This window comes from Pseudomonas orientalis, from assembly GCF_022807995.1.
In the GTDB taxonomy this organism is placed as follows: domain Bacteria; phylum Pseudomonadota; class Gammaproteobacteria; order Pseudomonadales; family Pseudomonadaceae; genus Aquipseudomonas; species Aquipseudomonas orientalis_B.
The window spans coordinates 2657716-2676836 of sequence record NZ_CP094351.1; the positions used below are offsets into that span (position 1 = coordinate 2657716).

The 19121-nt window shown below is 62.4% G+C and carries 13 protein-coding genes; all 13 read right to left on the bottom strand.

Features of this window, described 5'->3' with window-relative positions; all coding sequences use genetic code 11:
• The gene (glgX, locus tag MRY17_RS11760) at positions 1-2160 is read right to left on the bottom strand and encodes a glycogen debranching protein GlgX (RefSeq protein WP_191953681.1); all 2160 of its coding nucleotides are present in this window, start codon (positions 2158-2160) and stop codon (positions 1-3) included.
• Between the two features lie 130 nt (positions 2161-2290).
• Positions 2291-2551 carry a DUF2934 domain-containing protein gene (locus MRY17_RS11765; RefSeq protein WP_181284331.1) on the bottom strand — a complete coding sequence of 87 codons (261 nt, stop codon included), beginning with the start codon at positions 2549-2551 and terminating at the stop codon, positions 2291-2293.
• A 21-nt stretch (positions 2552-2572) separates the two neighbouring features.
• Positions 2573-5323, bottom strand: coding sequence for a malto-oligosyltrehalose synthase (locus tag MRY17_RS11770; protein ID WP_243353817.1), 2751 nt, complete (start codon positions 5321-5323; stop codon positions 2573-2575).
• Positions 5320-7404 carry a 4-alpha-glucanotransferase gene (gene malQ / locus MRY17_RS11775; RefSeq protein WP_243353818.1) on the bottom strand — a complete coding sequence of 695 codons (2085 nt, stop codon included), beginning with the start codon at positions 7402-7404 and terminating at the stop codon, positions 5320-5322. Before malQ ends, MRY17_RS11770 begins: the two co-directional genes overlap by 4 nt.
• Complete coding sequence (gene treZ / locus MRY17_RS11780; RefSeq protein WP_243353819.1) at positions 7401-9149, bottom strand: malto-oligosyltrehalose trehalohydrolase; 1749 nt, start codon at positions 9147-9149, stop codon at positions 7401-7403. Before treZ ends, malQ begins: the two co-directional genes overlap by 4 nt.
• A 19-nt stretch (positions 9150-9168) precedes the next feature.
• The gene (gene glgA, locus MRY17_RS11785; RefSeq protein WP_181284327.1) at positions 9169-10725 is read right to left on the bottom strand and encodes a glycogen synthase GlgA; all 1557 of its coding nucleotides are present in this window, start codon (positions 10723-10725) and stop codon (positions 9169-9171) included.
• A gap of 632 nt (positions 10726-11357) precedes the next feature.
• Positions 11358-12299 carry an IS110 family transposase gene (locus MRY17_RS11790; RefSeq protein WP_191951590.1) on the bottom strand — a complete coding sequence of 314 codons (942 nt, stop codon included), beginning with the start codon at positions 12297-12299 and terminating at the stop codon, positions 11358-11360.
• A gap of 416 nt (positions 12300-12715) precedes the next feature.
• The gene (locus MRY17_RS11795) at positions 12716-13669 is read right to left on the bottom strand and encodes a D-2-hydroxyacid dehydrogenase family protein (RefSeq protein WP_243353820.1); all 954 of its coding nucleotides are present in this window, start codon (positions 13667-13669) and stop codon (positions 12716-12718) included.
• Between the two features lie 21 nt (positions 13670-13690).
• Positions 13691-14692, bottom strand: coding sequence for an alpha/beta fold hydrolase (locus MRY17_RS11800; RefSeq protein WP_181283654.1), 1002 nt, complete (start codon positions 14690-14692; stop codon positions 13691-13693).
• Between the two features lie 46 nt (positions 14693-14738).
• Positions 14739-15182 carry a YqaA family protein gene (locus MRY17_RS11805; protein ID WP_181283653.1) on the bottom strand — a complete coding sequence of 148 codons (444 nt, stop codon included), beginning with the start codon at positions 15180-15182 and terminating at the stop codon, positions 14739-14741.
• Between the two features lie 253 nt (positions 15183-15435).
• Entirely contained in the window at positions 15436-15891 is a 456-nt protein-coding gene (locus tag MRY17_RS11810; protein ID WP_243353821.1) for an SRPBCC family protein, read from the bottom strand.
• Between the two features lie 89 nt (positions 15892-15980).
• Positions 15981-17975 (bottom strand): methyl-accepting chemotaxis protein, encoded by a 1995-nt coding sequence (locus MRY17_RS11815; protein ID WP_181283651.1) that lies wholly within the window; start codon positions 17973-17975, stop codon positions 15981-15983.
• 119 nt (positions 17976-18094) lie between these two features.
• The gene (locus tag MRY17_RS11820) at positions 18095-19090 is read right to left on the bottom strand and encodes an aldo/keto reductase (RefSeq protein ID WP_181283650.1); all 996 of its coding nucleotides are present in this window, start codon (positions 19088-19090) and stop codon (positions 18095-18097) included.
• Positions 19091-19121: the final 31 nt, after the last annotated feature.

The following is a 19121-nucleotide window of genomic DNA, read 5'->3' on the forward strand; positions in this document are numbered from 1 at the left end:
TCACACCTCGTCGTCGTGATGCAGCTCAAACAGCAGCAGCGAGCGGCCGGTGGCGGCGTACTCGTGCTCAAAGTCAAAGCGCTCCTGGCCACGGACTGCCGGGTCATTGGTATCGAGCAGGCAATTCCAGTACTCGCCCTGAGGCACCGGTGGCAGGCGGAAATTGACCATGTCGTGATGGGCGTTGACCACCAGCAACAACGTCGCATCGCCGCCGGCACGGCGAATCCCGGTTTCCTGGGCGCGGCCATCCATCAGCATGCCCAGGCAGCGACCATTGCTGTCTTCCCACTGCTCGGTGGTCATTTCATTGCCATCCGGCGCCAGCCAGGTGACGTCTTTTACACCGATATCTTCATTGTAGTCGCCGACCAGGAAGCGCCCACGGCGCAGGATCGGGTACGCCAGGCGCAGCTTGATCAGGCGCTTGACGAACTTGAGCAGGGCCTTGCCGTCGTCGTCCAGGTCCCAGTTGACCCAACCGATCTCGCTGTCCTGGCAGTAGGCATTGTTGTTGCCGTGCTGGGTGCGGGCGAATTCGTCCCCGGCCACGATCATCGGCGTGCCTTGGGCCAGCAGCAGAGTGGCGAAGAAGTTGCGCATCTGGCGCAGACGCAGCGCGTTGATTTCCGGGTCGTCGGTGGGGCCTTCGACGCCATGGTTCCACGACAGGTTGTTATTGCTGCCGTCCTGGTTGTTCTCGTCGTTGGCTTCGTTGTGCTTGTCGTTGTACGACACCAGGTCGTGCAGGGTGAACCCGTCGTGGGCGGTAATGAAGTTCACCGAGCTGTAAGGCCGGCGTCCACGGTGGTTGAACATCTCGCCCGAGGCGGTCATGCGCCCGGCAAAGTCCGCCAGTTGGCCGTCGTCGCCTTTCCAGAAGGCGCGCACGGTGTCGCGGAAACGGTCGTTCCATTCCACCCAGCCCGGCGGGAAGTTGCCCACCTGATAGCCGCCTGGCCCGCAGTCCCAGGGTTCGGCGATCAGTTTGAGCTGGCGCAGGATAGGGTCCTGGCGGCACGCTACAAGGAAACTGTGACGTTCGTCGAAACCGTCGCGGTAGCGCCCGAGGATCGTCGCCAGGTCGAAGCGGAAGCCGTCGACGTGCATCTCGGTGGCCCAGTAACGCAGGGAGTCGGTGACCATCTGCAGCACGCACGGGTGACTCAGGTCCAGGGTGTTGCCGGTGCCGGAATCATTGATGTAGAAACGCTTTTCATCGGGCATCAGCCGGTAGTACGAGGCGTTGTCGATGCCGCGCATGGACAGGGTAGGGCCGCGCTCGTTGCCTTCGGCGGTGTGGTTGTAGACCACGTCGAGGATCACTTCGAGCTTCTGCTCATGCAGGTGCGCGACCATCTCCTTGAACTCGGCGATCTTGCCGCTGGCCAGGTAGCGCGGGTCGGGGGCGAAAAACGCAATGCTGTTGTAGCCCCAGTAATTGGTCATGCCTTTTTCCAGCAAATGCTGGTCGTTGACGAAGGCATGTACCGGCAACAGCTCGACCGAGGAAACCCCCAACTGACGGATATGCTTGAGCACGTCGTCTTCCATCAGCCCCGCGCAGGTACCGCGCACGGATTCGCCGACCGAAGGGTGGCGCATGCTGATGCCGCGCAGGTGGGTTTCATAGATGATCGTGCGGTCCCATGGCACTCGCACCGGCTGGTCGTTGCCCCAGGTGTGCGCCGGGTCGATGACCTTGCACTTGGGCACGAACGGTGCGCTGTCGCGTTCGTCGAAGCTGAGGTCGTCGTCGGGGTGGCCGATGGTGTAGCCGAACAGCGCTTCGGACCATTTGAGTTCGCCCACCAACTGCTTGGCATAGGGGTCGATCAGCAATTTGTTGTGGTTGAAGCGATGGCCGTTTTCCGGGTCGTAAGGGCCATACACACGGTAGCCGTAAATCAGCCCGGGATGGGCGTCGGGCAGGTAGCCGTGGAAGATTTCATCGGTGTATTCGGGCAGCTCGATGCGCTCCAGCTCCACTTCGCCGGCAGCGTCGAACAGGCACAGCTCGACCTTGGTGGCGTTGGCGGAAAACAACGCAAAGTTGACGCCCAGGCCGTCCCAGGTGGCGCCAAGCGGGAAGGGCAGGCCTTCACGAATCCGCGACGGCTCATGGTCCGGCGTGGTTGAGGCTTTATCGGGTTGGCTCATGGTGTTGCTCCTGCAAGGGTTCTTTTTTTCGGGCCGAACGCGGCCGTACTGACAGTTATTCAGCGTATGACGTAGAGAGATGAAGGCCCCCTGGCGGCAATGCGCTCAGGGGGCGCGGCGATTGATAAGCTTAGGGTTTGGGCTTTTTCGGTGCTGCGGGCTTCTTTGGCGCAGGCTTGGCGGCGTCAGGCGCCGCAGGCTTGGCTTTGGCTGCAGGCTTGGGCGCGGTCTTGGGTTTGGCGGCCGGCTTGGGCTTGCTGGGTGTCAATGCTTCGGCTTCGGCCAGTTTGCGCGCCATTTCCCAGTGCCGTGCGTCTTCACCGTGGGGCTTGCCTTCGGACTCCCAGATCTGGTGCGCCAGTTCGCGGATGCGTTTGTCTTCATTACTCATCACACACTCCTCAGAAAATGTTCAGCTTTCTTGAATATCGGCATTGATAAAAACATTGACCGGGAAATCCCCCAGGGCAGCGCTGATCAACAGCTCCTTGTCTGGTGTGACTGCGCTCGTCTGAAAAAGTCCCTTCCAGTTTTGTGTTGTGGCGGCGAACGGTAATTTCACCCGGGTATCGCCCCAAACCTGGGCAGGAATCAGGGGCTGCAGCACATTTTCGAGCAGGCGCCGGGTCCAGCGCGGCACCACCACGAGCACGTGTTTGCCTTGGTGCTCGCGGCAAAAAGCAACAACGTGCTCGGCCTGCTGGCCAACCACCTCGAGGGCCGTGTAGGCACCGTCGCTGAACAGCTCGACGTTAGCCTTGCGCAAGGCCAGCACCTGCGCCATCACCGCCTGTTTGATACGCCCGTCGCGCCAGTTGGACAGCAGTTCACCGATGTCCGCCGGGTTATCCAGTGCGCGTTGCCGCGCGGGGAAGTCCACCGGGCGCCGGTTGTCCGGGTCGACCAGGCTGAAGTCCCAGAACTCATCGCCCTGGTACACGTCCGGTACACCCGGCACGCTCAGATGCAGCAAAGTCTGCGCCAGCCCGTTCAAGGCCCCGGCGGGGGCGATGGCCTGGGCGGCGTCGGCAAGGGCGTCGCGCAATGGCTTGCCGGCTTCACTGAGCAATACGCGCTGCAGGAAACTCTCCACGCCGTGTTCATAGGCCTCGTTCGGCGCGCTCCAGCTGCTTTGCAGTTTGGCTTCGCGCAGGGCTTTCTGCTGCCACTGCCACAGGCGTTGCTGATAGGCCTCAAGATCAGGTTTCGGCTCCAGCGGCCAACTGCCGAGCAGCACTTGATAGAGGATCAACTCGTCGCCGGCCGAGGGGCTGTCGGCCGTCTCGCGCAACGGCGCGGCCAGGCTGCGCCAGCGTTCGACCTGCTCGGCATACCAGGGCGCGCACTCGCTCAGCACCGCCAGGCGCGCGCGGGTATCTTCGCCACGTTTATGGTCGTGGGTGGCGGTGGCCAGCAGGTTGTGCGGGAAGGCTTTCAGACGCTGCTGGTTGGCCCCATGGAAATCGGCCAACGGCGCGCTGAACTGCTCGGTGCTGAAGCCCACGTCGTTACGCGACAGCAACACCGCCGAGCGATAGAACGCCGTGTCTTCCACGGCCTTGGCCGCAGCGGGCGAGGTCAGTTGCTGGAAGCGCACGCAGGCATGCTTGAGTATCTTGCGCTCGCGGCCCAGGGGGCGATTGCGCCAGGGTTGACCACCCAACCATTTCTCCAAGTGGTCAAGTACTTGCCAGTCGCCCTCGCTCAGGGTGCTGCGCGCGCCCTCCATGGCCTGCTGGAACACCTTGTCGTCCGCCGCGCTGCGCCCGCGCGCACTGATATAGGTGCGATATACCGGGAAATGCACGATCAGTTCCTGCAACGCCCGGCGGATCGCGCCCAGGGTCAGGTCGCGGGTCATCACGTCGTCCCGGGCCACTTGCAACAGGGCCTGAGCCACGCTCTCGAAATCGCCGCCCAACGAACCATTGAGGATTTGCTGGCGTGCCAGCCGTGCTTCGTCCATAAACGCCGATGGCCGTTCGCTGTGGCGCGACCATAACTCGGCCAGCGGCGCGAAACCGTCCGGGTGATGCTGCATCAACGACAGCTGGTTCATGAATTCGTAGCCGGTGGTGCCGTCCACTTGCCAGTCTTCGCGCAAGGTCTCGCCTTCACCGAGGATCTTTTCCACAAAGATCGGCAAATGCCGCGCAGGCGACAGTGCATCCACTCGGCGGCGCAGCTTGCGGCAATAGCCGCGCGGGTCGGCCAGGCCGTCGATATGGTCGATGCGCAAGCCGTCGATCAAGCCTGCGCTGATCAACTCGAAAATCTTGCCGTGGGTGGCTTCGAACACTGCCGTGCGCTCCACCCGCAGGCCACCCAGTTCGTTGACGTCGAAAAAGCGCCGCCAATTGATGTCGTCCGCCGCGGTGCGCCAACTGGCCAGGCGGTACGTCTGCTCTTCCAGCAGCCGATGCAGGCGCGCGAAGCCCTCAGGCGTACGCCCGTCGAACGCGGCGAGGCGCTGTTCGATGGCGGGTAACACCTCGCTGGCGCGCTCGGCCAGTGCCTGTTTCAGCCAGCCGGCTTCGGCGTAGGCGTCGTCCTGGTACGCCAGGGCGGCGAAGCGCTCGGCCAGCGGCTTGAGCGGTTCCTCGTTGCCGAGGATCAGCGCATAGTCGCGTGGGCAGATCGGGAAACGATGTTCGTAGTGCTCAACGTAAAATGCCCCCTGCGCCGCTTCAAACTTCAGCACCAGGCTGCCGCTCTGCAAGGCTTCGCCGTAATCGCTGCCCAGGAACGGCATCAGCAGTTGGCCCTTGAGCAGCGGGTCCGGTGAATGCCATTGAATATCGAAGAATTCGCTGTAGGGACTCAAGCGACCCCATTCCAGCAGGTCCAGCCACCAGGGGTTGTCAGCGCCGCCCACGGCCATATGGTTGGAAACGATATCGAGGACCAGGCCCATGTCGTGTTCGCGCAACGCGGCAACCAAGCGCTGCAACGCGGCTTCGCCGCCCAGTTCCGGGTTGACGCAGGAGGGGTCGACCACGTCATAGCCATGCATCGACCCGGCCCGTGCCTTGAGCAGGGGCGAGGCGTACAGGTGGCTGATGCCCAGGCGGGCGAAATACGGCACCAGCGGCACCGCATCATCCAGGGTAAAGCCTTTATGAAATTGCAGGCGCTGGGTAGCGCGCAGGGGCAGTGCTTTCATCGGTCACGCTCATAGGTTTGGTTGCGCGCAACGGCCAGCAGCTCGAGGCGGCGCGCGGCGCCGGCATTGTCGAGCAGGCTGGACGCTTCGCCGGGCAGGCGGCGGCGCCAATTGGGGTGGGTGTCGGTGGTGCCGGGCAGGTTAGGCTGTTCTTCCATGCCCAGCGCATCCTCCAGGGGCAGCAGCACCAGCGGCGCACGGGTGTGGCCGAGGTAGCGCACGCTGGCATCGATCATGTGGTCGGTGTCGTTGCGGATCTCATCGACGAAATTCTGCGGGTCCTGGCTCAAGGCCTGGCGCAATGCCTGGCGTTCGCGCAGGCGGTGTTCGCTCCATTGATCGACGGTCGGCGCGTCGATCAGGCCCAATTCGATATTCCATTCGATGTCACGGCTGTGCCACCAGCCATTGAGCGTCGGCAAATCATGGGTGCTGGTGGTGGCCAGGGCGTTGTCGGGCCAGTCGAGGATCGGCCTGAACTGGCCTTCATGGTTTTGCTCGAACAGCAACACACGCATGCCCAGGATCGCCCGGCTGCTGAGTTTTTCGCGCAGGCCGTCGGGCACGGTGCCGAGGTCTTCACCAAGCACGATGGCCTGGTGACGGTGGGACTCAAGGGCCAACAGCCGCAGCATGTCGTCCACCGGGTAATACAGGTAGGCGCCTTCGCGCGGTGAAGCCCCGTTAGGGATGACCCACAGGCGTTGCAGGCCCATCACGTGGTCGATGCGCAGGCCGCCGGCGTGGGCGAAGTTGGCCCGCAGCATTTCAATAAAGGCACGGAAACCGTTGCGTTTGAGCCCCTCGGGGGAAAATGCGGAAATGCCCCAGCCCTGGCCCGCACGGTTGAGAATGTCCGGTGGCGCGCCGACGGTCAGGTCCGCGAGCAGTTCGTCCTGGCGACTCCACGCCTGGCTGCCACCGCCGTCCGCACCCACCGCCAGGTCCGCGATCAGGCCGATGCCCATGCCGCTGCCACGCGCGGCCTGTTGCGCACGCTGCAGACTGCGCGCGATCAGCCACTGGGTGAAAGCGAAATAGCCGATTTCGTCACGGTGCTCTTCGGCGAACTGCGCCAGCGCTGGACTCTGCGGTGTACGCCAGTCCTGCGGCCACTGGCGCCAGTCGAGGTCTTCCCCGGCGGCGGCGCGCAACGCTTGCACCGCTTCGAACCGACAGTGGTTTTCCAGGGCTTCGCCGCCTGTCTGGCGAAAGCTCTGGAAGTCGGCATGTTGTGGATGGTGGCCGTGGCGGAAGTCGTCATACAGGGCGCGCAGCAGGCGCTGCTTGGCCTTGGCGGCGGCAGGCCAGTCGATCAGGGTGAGCTGTTCGAGCTCGTGCAGTTCCTCGGCCAGGCCCGTGGCCTCGATGGCATTGCGCACTTCACGTTCGCCCAGGATGCATTCCGGCGAGGCATACAGGCTGTTGAGAAACAGCCGGCTGGAAGGCGAGTAGGGGCTGTAGCGCTCGGTGTCGGCACTGAACATGGCGTGCATCGGACTGATCGCCAGGGCGTCGGCCCCGCGCTCGGCGGCCGAGCGGGCCAGGTGCTCCAGGGCCAGGGTGTCGCCGAAGCCACCGTCGCCGAGGCGGCGCAGCGAGTAGAGCTGGGCACTGAGGCCCCAGGCGCGGGCGGGGTGGGTGTCGACCGCCTCGGCCACGCTATGGCACTGGGCGGGGGCGACGGCGAGGGTGAAGGTCTGGCCGTCGATATGCGCCTGATGGTAACCAAGGGCGATCACGCCCGGCAGCACGGCATCCCCATCAAGCCGCAGTTCCAGGCTTTCGCCATGTTCCAGTTGCACGCGGCACGGCGTGTCCGGTGCAAAAAAACGCGCGAGGTCCAGCCCTTCACCGCTGTCGACGGTCATCAGCGGCGGTAGATGCTTATCCTGCTGTGCCTGCTCCAGTTCCTGCAGGCTGGCCTCGATCTCGGCCTCGGTATCGGCCGGGTGACCGAGCCCCTTGAGCACGGCGCGCAGGGCGTCGGGCTTGACGTGTTGCGGGCGACCGTTGGCATCGATCCAATCGACGGCCAGGCCCGCACGGCTGGCGAGTATTTCCAGGTTCGCTTCGCTCAAGACTGTTCTCCAGCAGGGAATAAGGACACGCGTGCGCTGAAGGGCGGCAACTGCGCCGCCGCAGGGTCGGCAGGCGTTTGAAAGATCACGTGAGGCGAAGCCTGATGGTCGACGGGCTCGGCGCTCAGGTTCAAATCGATGTGCAGCACGCTGCCATTGCCCAGCCGCCAGCGCGCCGTGACCGCGCCGTCGGCCAGCACTCGCGCGCCCAAGGCCACGCTGCCGGGCAGATGGGGCACCACATATTGATGACGCAGGCTCAGCAAGTGACGATAGAACTGGGCATGCTCGTTCTCCGCCAGGGTTGGCCTGGATTGCAGGAAGGTCGTCAAGGCGTTGGGGTCGGGGATGCGCTCGCGCTGCTCGGGGTCATGAAACGCGGCGAAATCGGCGAACTCGTTGCGTCGACCTTCACGCACGGCCTGCGCCAGCTCACCGTGATGGTCGGTGAAAAACAGGAACGGCTCGGCAGCATTGACCTCATCGCCCATGAACATCAGCGGGATCATCGGCGACAACAGCAACAGCGCGGTCGCTGCCTTCAACGCCTGGGGCGGGCACAGCTGGTGCAGGCGTTCACCCAAGGCTCGATTGCCGATCTGGTCGTGGTTCTGTAGAAACACCACGAACGCGGTGGGCGGCAATTCGCCGCTCGGCTCGCCGCGTGCATGGCCGTGGCGGGTGGGCTGGCCCTGATAGATAAAGCCTTCACCCAGGCAGCGCGCCAGTTTGGCCGTAGGCTGCTCGGCGAAGTCACTGTAATAGGCGTCGGTTTCGCCGGTGAGCAGCACGTGCAGCACGTTATGGAAGTCATCGTTCCATTGCGCATCGAAATCATGTTTGAGCAGGCCGGCCTGGTTCAGCTCGTTTTCCAGCACCAGCCACACATGCCGCCCTGTGTCGACCTGCTGGCGTACGCGCTGCGCGAGCTCCTGCAGGAAGCCGGGGTTGTCGATGGCGTGCACCGCATCCAGGCGCAGGCCGTCGAAGCGGTATTCCAGCAGCCACATCAGGGCGTTATCGAGGAAGAAGTCCCGCACTTCGCGGCGTTCGAAATCAATCCCCGCGCCCCACGGTGTGTGCACGTCTTCCTGGAAGAAGCCCTTGGCGTACTGGCCCAGGTAGTTGCCATCCGGGCCGAAGTGGTTGTAGACCACATCAAGGATCACCGCCAGACCGTGCCCGTGGGCGCTGTCGATCAGGTGCTTGAGCTGTTCGGGGGAACCGTAGGTGGCTTGCGGGGCGTAAGGCAGTACGCCGTCGTAGCCCCAGTTGCGCTCACCGGGGAATTGCGCCAGAGGCATCAGTTCGATCGCAGTCACGCCCAGCTCGGCCAGGCGCGGCAGGTGCTTCTCGACTTCGGCGTAACCGCCCATCGCGCCGACGTGCAGTTCGTAGATCACCGCCTCGTGCCAGGGGCGGCCTTGCCAGTGGCTGTGCTGCCATTGATAGGCAAGCGGGTCGACCACGCGGCTCCAACCGTGCACATCTAGGGCCTGGGCCCTGGAGGCGGGGTCGGGAACATCTCGTTCCCCGTCGATATTGAAGCGGTAAAGCGTCCCGGCAGGGCAGGCTATCTCCACTTCGAACCAGCCATCTGCCTGGGGCAGCATGGCCACGGATTTTCCTTCCTGCAATTCAACGCTGACATAAAACGCGTCTGGCGCCCACAAGGCGAAACGCGTGTGTTGCGCGTCCAGCATCAGTGCGCCGTGGGGCCAGGTTTCCAGAGTCCGTAACGGCATCTATGAAGACCTCTCTTGATTATTTAGTCGATTTCCCCAGTGCTTTAACCACCAGTTGTTCGTACAGCTCGGCGTAGGGTTCCACCGCCTGCGACCAGTTGAACGGTTGGGTCATGGCGCGGCTGCGCATGGCATTGAGCAGGCCTGGATAGGAGAACACCTTGAACGCGCGCTGCAGGGCGGCTTTGTAGCTGTCGACGGTGGACTCGTTGAACAGAAAACCGGTGACGCCATCCTCAATGGTGTCAGCCAGGCCGCCGGTATTGCGCGCCACCGGCAAAGAGCCGAAACGCTGCGCATACATCTGGCTCAGGCCGCAGGGTTCATAACGCGAAGGCATCAGCAGGAAGTCGCTGCCGGCGAACATGCGGCGGGCGTCGGTTTCGTTGAAGCCGATGCGCACGCCAACCTGGCCGGGGAAGCGCAGCGCCAGTTCGCGCATGGCCTGTTCCTCTTCCGGCTCGCCGCGCCCGATGATCGCGATCTGGCCACCGTTTTCAACGATGAAGCTGGCGACCGCCTCGGTCAGGTCCAGGCCTTTCTGGTAGACCAGGCGCGAGACCACGGCAAACAACGGGCCGGTGGAATCGTGCAGGCCGAACAGTTCGCGCACATGGGCGGCATTGATGGCCTTGCCTTCCCAGTCACCGATATTGAAGTTGTGGGTCAGGTGGGTGTCGGTCGAAGTTTCCCAGCTTTCGTCGATGCCGTTGGGAATCCCGCTGAGCAGGCCTTGCTGGGTCTTGCTGGCGAGAAAACCATCCAGGCCGCAGCCGAATTCCGGCGTGGTGATTTCCTGGGCGTAGGTGGCGCTGACTGTGGTGATGTGGCTGGAGTAGGCCATGCCGGCCTTGAGAAACGACATCTTGCCGTAGAACTCCATGCCTTCCTGTTGCAGGGCATGGGGCGGAATGCCCAGTTCGGGGGTGCAGCCCAGGCTCACAACGCCCTGGTAGGCGAGGTTATGAATGGTGAACAGGGTCGGGGTGCGTGAACCACGCCAGTGCATATAGGCCGGGGCGAGGCCAGCGGGCCAGTCGTGGGCGTGCACCAGGTCCGGGCACCAGTGGATCTGCGCCAGGTTGGCGGCCATATCAGCGGCGGCCAGGCCCAGCCGGGCGAAACGGATGTGGTTGTCCGGCCAGTCGCGGCCATTGTTGGCGCCGTAGGGCGTGCCTTCGCGCTCATACAGCTCGGGGCAGATCAGCACATAAATCACCAGACCGTCCTTGAGGTCCATGCGCCCGATCTTGCACGGCGGCAGCGCGGCGTGGCCACCCAGCTCGCCGATGATGTGAATCGGGTTGTCGCTTTCCATCACTTGCGGGTAGCCGGGGATCAGTACGCGTACATCGTGCAAGTGAGCCATGGCGCGGGGCAGGGCCGCCGACACATCGCCCAGGCCGCCGGTTTTCACCAGGTCGGCAAATTCGGAAGTAACAAACAGTACCTTCTTTCGGTTGGGGTTATGACTGGACACCGGCCGCACCGTATTGAGGTCGACGACCAAAGAGGTCGACCCGCCAACTGGCTGACTAACACGCTCTCCCTGAATACTTGCTGCGGCACTGATCATAATTCTCTCCAACGTGTTGGTTAGCTAATGGCCCGCTGCCATTAGCTCGATGACCGCTTCCTGCGGCCAAGCGCACAAGCGCACGACAATCTGGCAAGGCGTATGCCAGTTGCACGGATAACTAAAAAGATTGGATGGACGGGCATGTAGCGTGAATCGCGGAGTGCTCGCCTTGCCTTAAAACTTGACCAAGGGCCGAGTTGAAAAGTTTAGTTTTTTTGCGGGGTTTTTGTTTTGGAACGGACCCATCGGTCATGAGTCTAGGCCAGATCCCAGCGCTTGCCGGGTTTAGAAGGGGTTTTTGTAGGACAAAAAACTTTTAACCTTATGCTTGCTGAGGCCCAGATCCAAATGTGGGAGGGGGCTTGCCCCCGATGGCGGTGGGTCACCGCTATCGGGAGATAGGTATCTACACAACTCCGTAGTGCCCAACCGTAACCACGATGCGAAGCGAGCCGCTCTTGATCTGGCTTTTGATCTTGATCTCAGGCGCCCCGTTAAACCACGCTGGCCGAACGCAGGCTTGAATCCGTGGGCAACCCGGCAGGACGCCGGGTTAGCCGCACTGGGCCAGGGATGGCCCATTGCGGCGGCCCACGGATTCAAGCCGGAGTGAGCAACCGTGTCGAAATTCAAGCCATTTCTGCGAAATGTTTTTGATCGCGGACCATGGCATTCAGGATCGTCAGTAGCTTTCTCATACACGCAACCAGCGCCACTTTCTTCGTCTTCCCTGTAGCAAGCAGATGGTTGTAGAACCTCTCGATCACCGGGTTGTGGCGCTTCGAGGACAAGACAGCCATGTAAAGCACACTTCTCACCTCAGCTCGACCACCCCATATCCTTCTACGGCCTTTGTACTGGCCGCTATCGCAGTTAAAAGGAGCCACACCAACCAATGCAGCCACTTGTTTACGATTAACCTTGCCAAGCTCCGGAACCATCGCCAGCAGCGATAGTGCGAGCACGTTGCCAACACCTGCGACTTCGCGCAGCAAATCATAATTGGCCTTCCAGACCGGGGAAGCCTTGATGGCCTCGTGCAAGTCATCGTCTGTGCTTTTAAGGCGCTTTTGAAGCCAGATGATATGTGCCTTGATGTCTCTTCGAAGTGCCTTGAATACCGCCTGCTTTAGCCGAGACTCCTCCGCCACGATCATGTCGATGAGTTGGCGGCGTCGAGTGAGTAGGTCTGCCAGCTCACGAGCGTGTTCATCTGGTATCTCTCGAATCTCGGGTTTGACCGCCTGAGCAAACTCCGCAATCACCTGGGCATCCAAAGCATCGGTTTTAGCCAACCGACCGGTAGCTTTGGCGAAATCACGCACCTGACGAGGGTTGACGACAACGACTGGTAGTCCTGCAGCGCAAAGCTCCGCAGCCGCAAGCCGCTCATATCCCCCAGTCGCCTCCAACACCACCAAAACCGGGTCCTGAGCCTTGAGATGTTTAGCTAAACGATGGATATCTTCTTGAGTATTGAAAAACTGTTCGACTTGGCCAGTCGTGCTGACAAATGAGTCGAGCTTGTTTTTGGAAACATCAATTCCGACGAACGCAGAGTTATGATCCATGGCGTTTTCCTCACGTCCAACCTTGCAGAATCGGGCTTTGCGCCCAGGCAACCGTTCGGACTAGTTTAGAAAAGAACCTGCTTCGACCCATGCTCACTCACGATCTCGAAATCTGAGGGCACAACGGTCTGAAGCAGGTGAAAATAATCTTACAAGGGCACACCGAGCATTAGCGAGGTGCCGAGTGGTGGGGCAAGAGCGTTTTGCTTACTTTTGCGCTTTTCAAAAGTGAGCCGCTGTAAAAGCGGAACCATTAGCAGCCGTTACCGCAGAAACGGATATGTACTCGATCTGATCCAACATCCTGGTCGGCCCAGAGGCCATCGGGGGCAAGCCCCCTCCCACACAAATCAACAGCGTATGCCAACATTGTGCAGCTGAGCATTTTCATTCAAGGCATGCACTTTGTTGGTGCGTCAGCCGAGCACCCGAATGGGCGCGCCGTTCGCCCAGGCCTGAATGTCTTCGATCATCTGTTGGTAGAACTGTCGGTAGTTTTGCTCGCTGACATAACCGACATGGGGCGTGGCCAGCACATTGGGCAAGGAGCGGAACGGATGGTCATGCGGTAGTGGCTCCTGGCTATACACGTCCAGCGCCGCGCCGGCCAGTCGCCCAGTGCTCAGCGCATCCACCAGTGCCTGCTCATCCACAATCGGCCCGCGCGCCGTGTTCACCAGGCGCGCGCCGGGCTTCATCCAGCCCAACGCCTGCGCATCGACAAGGCCGCGGCTGCGCTCGCTGAGGACCAGGTGAATGGTCAGAATGTCAGCCTGCTCGAACAGCTCGCGCTTGCTGACCCAAGTCGCTCCCGACTCGGCCGCCCGTCGCGGCGTAAGGTTTTCGCTCCAGGCAATCACGCGCATGCCGAATACCTGGGCAAATTGCGCGACTTTTTGCCCGATGCTGCCCAGCCCCAGAATGCCCAGGGTCTTGCCATGCAGGTCGCCGCCCAGGCCGACCTGCCACTCGCCTGCGCGCACGGCGTTGGCTTCGGCCAGCAGGTTGCGCGTCGAGGCCATGATCAGTGCCCAAGTCAGCTCCGGCGCGGCCTGCTTGTAACTGTCGGTACCGCACACCTGGATCCCCAACGCCTTGGCGGCGGGTAGATCGATGGCGGCGTTGCGCATGCCGCCGGTCACCAGCAACTTCAGCCTGGGCAGGCCCTGCAACAAGGCCTGGTCGAAAGGGGAGCGTTCGCGCATCACGCAAATAACGTCGAACTGTTGCAAGCGTTCGACCATCGTGACGGTGTCGGCGGGAAAATCGTGCAGAAAGTGCACCTGGCCCAGGGGAGCGAGCACTGACCAATCCACCACGCCACTGGCCACTTGCTGCCAATCATCGATCACTGCGATCTGTAGTGACATGCATGCGTGCCTCAAAAAGGGTCAAAGGGCATTTAAACCCTGCAACAGCGCCTTATGAAACCGCGCCGGTTCTTCCATCTGCGGTGCATGGCCCAGGCCGGGAAATTCCACCAGGGTTGCATGGGGAATCAGCTTGGCCACCTGCTTGCCCAGCACTTGGTAATTGCCGATCCGCGCCTTGACCGCTGGCGGTGCCAGGTCCTTGCCGATGGCGGTGGTGTCGCTGGTGCCGATCAGCAGCAGGGTAGGCGCCTGCACATCCTTGAACTCGTAGTACACCGGCTGGGTGAAGATCATGTCGTAAATCAACGCCGAGTTCCAGGCCACCAGCGTGTGCCCCGGGCCCTCGTTCAGGCCGGCGAGCATGTCCACCCAGCGCTCGTATTCGGGCTTCCAGCGCCCGCCGTAATAGGTGTCGCGCTCGTATTTGCGCACCCCGTCGGCGCTCAGTTTCAGCTCGCGTTGATACCACTGGTCAACGCTCTGGTGGGGCACGCCCAGGGCTTTCCAGTCTTCCAGGCCGATGGGGTTGACCAGGGCGAGTTGCTCGGTCTGTGCCGGGTACATCAAGGCATAGCGCGTGGCCAGCATGCCGCCGGTGGAGTGACCGAGCAGCGTGGCCTTTTTAATCCCGAGTTTTTCCAGCAATTGGTGGGTGTTGAGCGCCAGTTGCTGGAAGCTGTACTGGTAATGCTCGGGCTTGCTGGAGGTGCAAAAGCCGATCTGGTCCGGCGCGATCACGCGGTAACCGGCGTCGCTCAGGGCGTTGATCGACGCTTCCCAGGTGGCGCCGCAGAAGTTCTTGCCGTGCATCAGGACCACGCTGCGCCCATTGGCCTTGCCTTTTGCAGGGACATCCATATAGCCCATTTGCAGGCTTTTACCCTGGGATTCGAAGTTGAAGCGTTCAACTGGATAGGGGTACTGAAAACCCTGGAGTTCAGGGCCGTAAGTGGCGGCAAACGCGGGCGCAGCGCTGGCCGTGAGCAGGCCGGCTACGCACAGGTCACGGATCAAAGGCATGGTCATGAGCTCCGGGAAAGATGTTCCGGATGCTGTTTGGGCAAGATTAACGGGGGATTAACACCCACTGCAGGGTGATCGCGGCAAGCACGCCGTAGCGCAGCGCCTTGGCCAGGGTGACCAGCAGCAGGAACCGCCAGAGCGGTTCGCGCATGACGCCGGCCACGAGGGTCAGCGGGTCACCGATGATCGGTACCCAGCTGAGCAGCAGTGTCCAATGCCCCCAGCGCGCGTAGTGGCTGCGCGCCTTGTCCAGTTGCCGGGTGCCGACCGGAAACCAGCGCCGCTCCTGGAAGCGCTCCACCGAACGCCCCAGCAGCCAGTTGGCCAGCGAGCCCAGCACATTGCCCAGCGTGGCGATGCCCAGCAGCAGCCACAGGTTGTAATGCCCGCTGAGCAGCAGCCCGACGAGCACGGCCTCTGACTGCAAGGGCAGCAACGTCGCCGCACCAAAGGCGGCGAGGAACAGGCCAAGGTACGCCATCAACATCGCGCGGGGGCTCGTTGCACAGGGGATTTCATGGTGGGTCTCGGAAAAGGTGCGGCACTGGGCCGTAATGCTGTTCAGTTAAGCGTATATCGCCCTCTGTAGGAGCGAGCTTGCTCGCGAAAAACTCACAGGCGCCGCGTTCAATCAGGAAGCACGCGTTATCGTTGACGTTTTTCGCGAGCAAGCTCGCTCCTACAATAAGGCATTGGGCCGGGCATTTTCCCTGAATCAGGTCAGTTAAGCGATAGAGCGGTCAACGGCTGAAGTTTTCCAGACGCTGCTTGAGGCGGTCCAGCGCAATGCCCGAGAGTGCGACCATGCGTTCATGCAAGGTCGCCAGCTGCAGTTCGGTCTCATAGGTCAATACACGTTTGAACAGCGTGCCGCCCTGTTGCGCGTGCAGGACGTAATGAATGCAGCCATCGACCGCCAGCGAGGTGAATACGGTCTTGAACTCGCCGGGGCAACAGGCAATTTGCACGCGGTAGCTCATTGGCACGCGGATGCCCAGCAGGTCGATGACTTCGGTAAAGCGAGCGCCGGCGGGCAGCGAGCCGCGGGTGCCGGTGTCGGCGCTGAGGGAGTAGGGGTGCCATTCGTGCCAGCGGTCGGGCTGGGTCACATAGTCATACACGGTCTCGACCGGCGCCAGGATGAAGCGTTCCTGGCTGATGCGCTCCAAGCGGACCGACTGCTCAATCGCGGGCATGACGCACCTCCCTGTGTGGCGAGTGTTAAACCACGAGCTGTCAGGATAGCCCGACTCCCGCGCTTTGCACGGGAGTGGTCGGGCCTGGATCAACGCACTTTGAAGCGCCCCATCAAGGCAATCACCCGGCCATTGGCTTCCAGCAGGCTCTGGGTATTGGTTTCAGTGGCATGGCCGCTGTGTACCAACTCTTCAACCATCTGTCGGATCTGCACCATGCTGCGGTTGATCTCTTCGGTCACTGCGCTCTGTTGCTCGGCGGCCGTGGCGATCTGGGTGCTGAGGTTGTTGATATGGCTGACCGAACCGGCCATCTCATCCAGGCCGGTGTTCACCCGAGCGGTGGCATCCGCCGCCGACTGGCAACTGGCCTGGGTGTTTTCCATGGCGGCTACCGACGAGCTGACGCCGGTGGTCAAGCGCGCCAGCATCTCGTTGATCTGCGAGGTGCTGGCCTGGGTGCGTGCGGCCAGTGCGCGTACCTCATCGGCCACCACGGCAAACCCGCGGCCTTGCTCGCCGGCCCGCGCCGCTTCGATTGCGGCGTTGAGCGCCAGCAGGTTGGTCTGGCCGGCGATGGCGCCGATCACCCCGAGGGTTTCGGTGATGCGCGCGGCGTCCTGGCGCATGTTCTCGACGGTGTGGGTCGCGCTGGCCACTTCGCCGATCAAGGCGCTGACGCTGGTGGACGCTTCGCCCACCACCACCCGCGAACGGTCGGCGTGCTCGCTGGCGCGCTGGGTAAAGGCCGCCGTTTCTGCGGCGTTTTGCGCGACCGTGTCGGCGGTGGAGCTCATTTCGGTGATGGCGGTCACCGTCTGATCCGTCTCCGATGCGTGGCGCAACAGGATCTGGTTGGTGTGCGCGGAGGTGTGCTGCAACTGCTCTAGGCCCGAGGCCATGGCGCCGGTGGCCTGGGTCACTTCGCCGATCATGTTTTGCAGGTAGACGATAAAGCGGTTCACCGAATGGCCGATGGCGCCCAGTTCGTCTTCGGCGCGGATGGTGATGCGCCGCGTGAGGTCGGCGTCGCCGGCGGACAGCGCGTCGATATTGCCCTTGAGCGCTTTCATGCGCTGTACCAGTTGGCGAATCGCATACGCCGCCAGCAGCACCAGCAGGATCACCATCGGAATTTGCAGCAGCGCCAGGCTGCCGAGCACATCGTTGCGCTGGGCGGTAATCAACGAGGTGGGCAGGGCGGTCGCGAGGAACCACGGGGTACCCTCGATCGGGCGCATGTAGAAGGTGCTGGCCACGCCCTGGTTGTCGAACTCGGCGCGTTGCAGGGCCTGATCGCGATGGGCGAGGGCTTTGCTGACCTGGGCGGCGAACGCCGAAGTGCCGGTCAGCTCACTGATGTTCTTCAGCACCACCGGGCCGCTGATGCGCGAGCTGTTGCTGATGATCTTGCCGTCGCCTTCGACGATCAGCATTTGCCCGCCAATGTCTTTTTCCTTGCTGGCCACCAGGTCATTGAAGAAGCCCAGGGTCACGTCGATGGTCGCCACGCCATAGGCGGCGCCGTCACGCTGGATCGCCATGGCGCAGTTGGTGCGCGGCTCCTGGCTGGCGTCGTCCTTGTAGGCCGCAGCCCAGGCGCATTGGCCACGGGGCGAGGCGAGGCCGCCCTTGTACCAGCTCTGATCGTAATAGTTGGGCGCGGCGTCGCTGTTCCAGAAGGTGTTGACCGCCAGCTTGCCCGAGGCGTCACGGTGCCAGAACGTACTGTGCTTGTTACGCCCCGGCGTGCGCTGGTTGGGCAGCGGCCAGATACCGCCGCCGAACACTTTCAGCTCGCCATATTGATCCACCAGGCCGGGCAGGACCTTGTCGATGGCATCGCTTTCAAGCAGAGGCACAGTCTGGGTGATGGTGCGTTGCTGGGCCTGAACCTTGTTCAGTTCGCCCTGGATCTGTTCGGCCACTTCGGCGACGCGGTTGAGCACCACCTGTTCTTCGGTGTCTTGCAGCTTGGGTGCGACCAACTGGCCGATACCCACGACCGTCAACACCAATAACACTAGGACGAACAGCACCAGAAACAGGGTATAGCGGGCTTGGATGGAGCGCAGTGGGGGCATGGGGCCGTCCTTACGAAGCGTTATTGTCGACGCGGCTTTGTTAGAGCTTCGTAGGGCTATCGGCCCGGACCGGGGGAGCTTTAGGTACGTGCGTGCAAGAAAGTGCAGATGCCGCCAGGTCAGATCTCCAGCATCGCCATCACCTCCTCGGGGTAGCGCAGGCCGGCCGTTGCATCCGCCGGAAAGATCGCTGTCAACGCGTCCCGTTCGTTCGCGCTCAGGGTGATCGACACGGCGGCCACATTCTCTTCCAGGTATTTACGTTGCTTGGTGCCGGGGATCGGCACGATGTAATCGCCTTGCGCCAACACCCACGCCAGCGCCAGTTGGCCCGCCGTCACGCCCTTTTCCGCCGCCAGTGCTTGCACCTGCTCGACCAGTTGCAGGTTCCTGGCAAAATTCTCGCCCTGGAAGCGCGGGTTGAAGCGGCGGTAGTCCTCGGCGCCGAAATCCTCCGGGCGCTTCAATGCGCCGGTCAGAAACCCCCGGCCCAACGGGCTGTAAGGCACGAAGGCGATGCCCAGGCGCTGGCAGGCGGCAAGGCAGCCGTTGTCTTCCTGATCGCGACTCCACAATGAATATTCGCTTTGCAGGGCGCTGATGGGGTGAACCTTGTGCGCCCGTTCCAGCGTGGCGGCGGACGCTTCGCTCAGGCCCAGGTAACGCACCTTGCCCTGTTGCACCAGCTCGGCCATGGCGCCGACGGTTTCTTCGATGGCCACCTCGGGATCGATGCGGTGCTGGTAGTACAGGTCCAGGGTTTCGATGCCCAGGCGTTGCAGCGTGCCGTCGATGGAGGCGCGCACGTATTCAGGGCGCCCGTTCACACCACGCAGCGCCGGGTTCGCCGGATCGCGCAGGATGCCGAACTTGCTGGCCAGGAACACCTGGTCGCGCTTGCCGGCGATGGCCTTGCCGATCAGCTGTTCATTGGTGTGGGGGCCGTACATGTCGGCGGTGTCGAGAAAGTTGACGCCCAGTTCCAGCGCACGGTGCAAGGTGGCGATGGCCTGCGAGGTGTCGATGCCCGGTGCGTAGAAATCGCTCATGCCCATGCAGCCGAGGCCGATGGCGGACACGTGAGGGCCGTTGTTGCCGAGTTGACGAGTACGCATGGTGAAGCTCCTGTGGATGAGGTGGCCATTG

What these genes read in the sequence shown, in the direction of transcription:
- glgX (WP_191953681.1), bottom strand. Translation starts at nt 2,160, where the DNA reads ATGAGCCAACCCGATAAAGCCTCAACCACGCCGGACCATGAGCCGTCG.
- MRY17_RS11765 (WP_181284331.1), bottom strand. Translation starts at nt 2,551, where the DNA reads ATGAGTAATGAAGACAAACGCATCCGCGAACTGGCGCACCAGATCTGG.
- MRY17_RS11770 (WP_243353817.1), bottom strand. Translation starts at nt 5,323, where the DNA reads ATGAAAGCACTGCCCCTGCGCGCTACCCAGCGCCTGCAATTTCATAAA.
- treZ (WP_243353819.1), bottom strand. Translation starts at nt 9,149, where the DNA reads ATGCCGTTACGGACTCTGGAAACCTGGCCCCACGGCGCACTGATGCTG.
- glgA (WP_181284327.1), bottom strand. Translation starts at nt 10,725, where the DNA reads ATGATCAGTGCCGCAGCAAGTATTCAGGGAGAGCGTGTTAGTCAGCCA.
- MRY17_RS11790 (WP_191951590.1), bottom strand. Translation starts at nt 12,299, where the DNA reads ATGGATCATAACTCTGCGTTCGTCGGAATTGATGTTTCCAAAAACAAG.
- MRY17_RS11795 (WP_243353820.1), bottom strand. Translation starts at nt 13,669, where the DNA reads ATGTCACTACAGATCGCAGTGATCGATGATTGGCAGCAAGTGGCCAGT.
- MRY17_RS11800 (WP_181283654.1), bottom strand. Translation starts at nt 14,692, where the DNA reads ATGCCTTTGATCCGTGACCTGTGCGTAGCCGGCCTGCTCACGGCCAGC.
- MRY17_RS11805 (WP_181283653.1), bottom strand. Translation starts at nt 15,182, where the DNA reads ATGTTGATGGCGTACCTTGGCCTGTTCCTCGCCGCCTTTGGTGCGGCG.
- MRY17_RS11810 (WP_243353821.1), bottom strand. Translation starts at nt 15,891, where the DNA reads ATGCCCGCGATTGAGCAGTCGGTCCGCTTGGAGCGCATCAGCCAGGAA.
- MRY17_RS11815 (WP_181283651.1), bottom strand. Translation starts at nt 17,975, where the DNA reads ATGCCCCCACTGCGCTCCATCCAAGCCCGCTATACCCTGTTTCTGGTG.
- MRY17_RS11820 (WP_181283650.1), bottom strand. Translation starts at nt 19,090, where the DNA reads ATGCGTACTCGTCAACTCGGCAACAACGGCCCTCACGTGTCCGCCATC.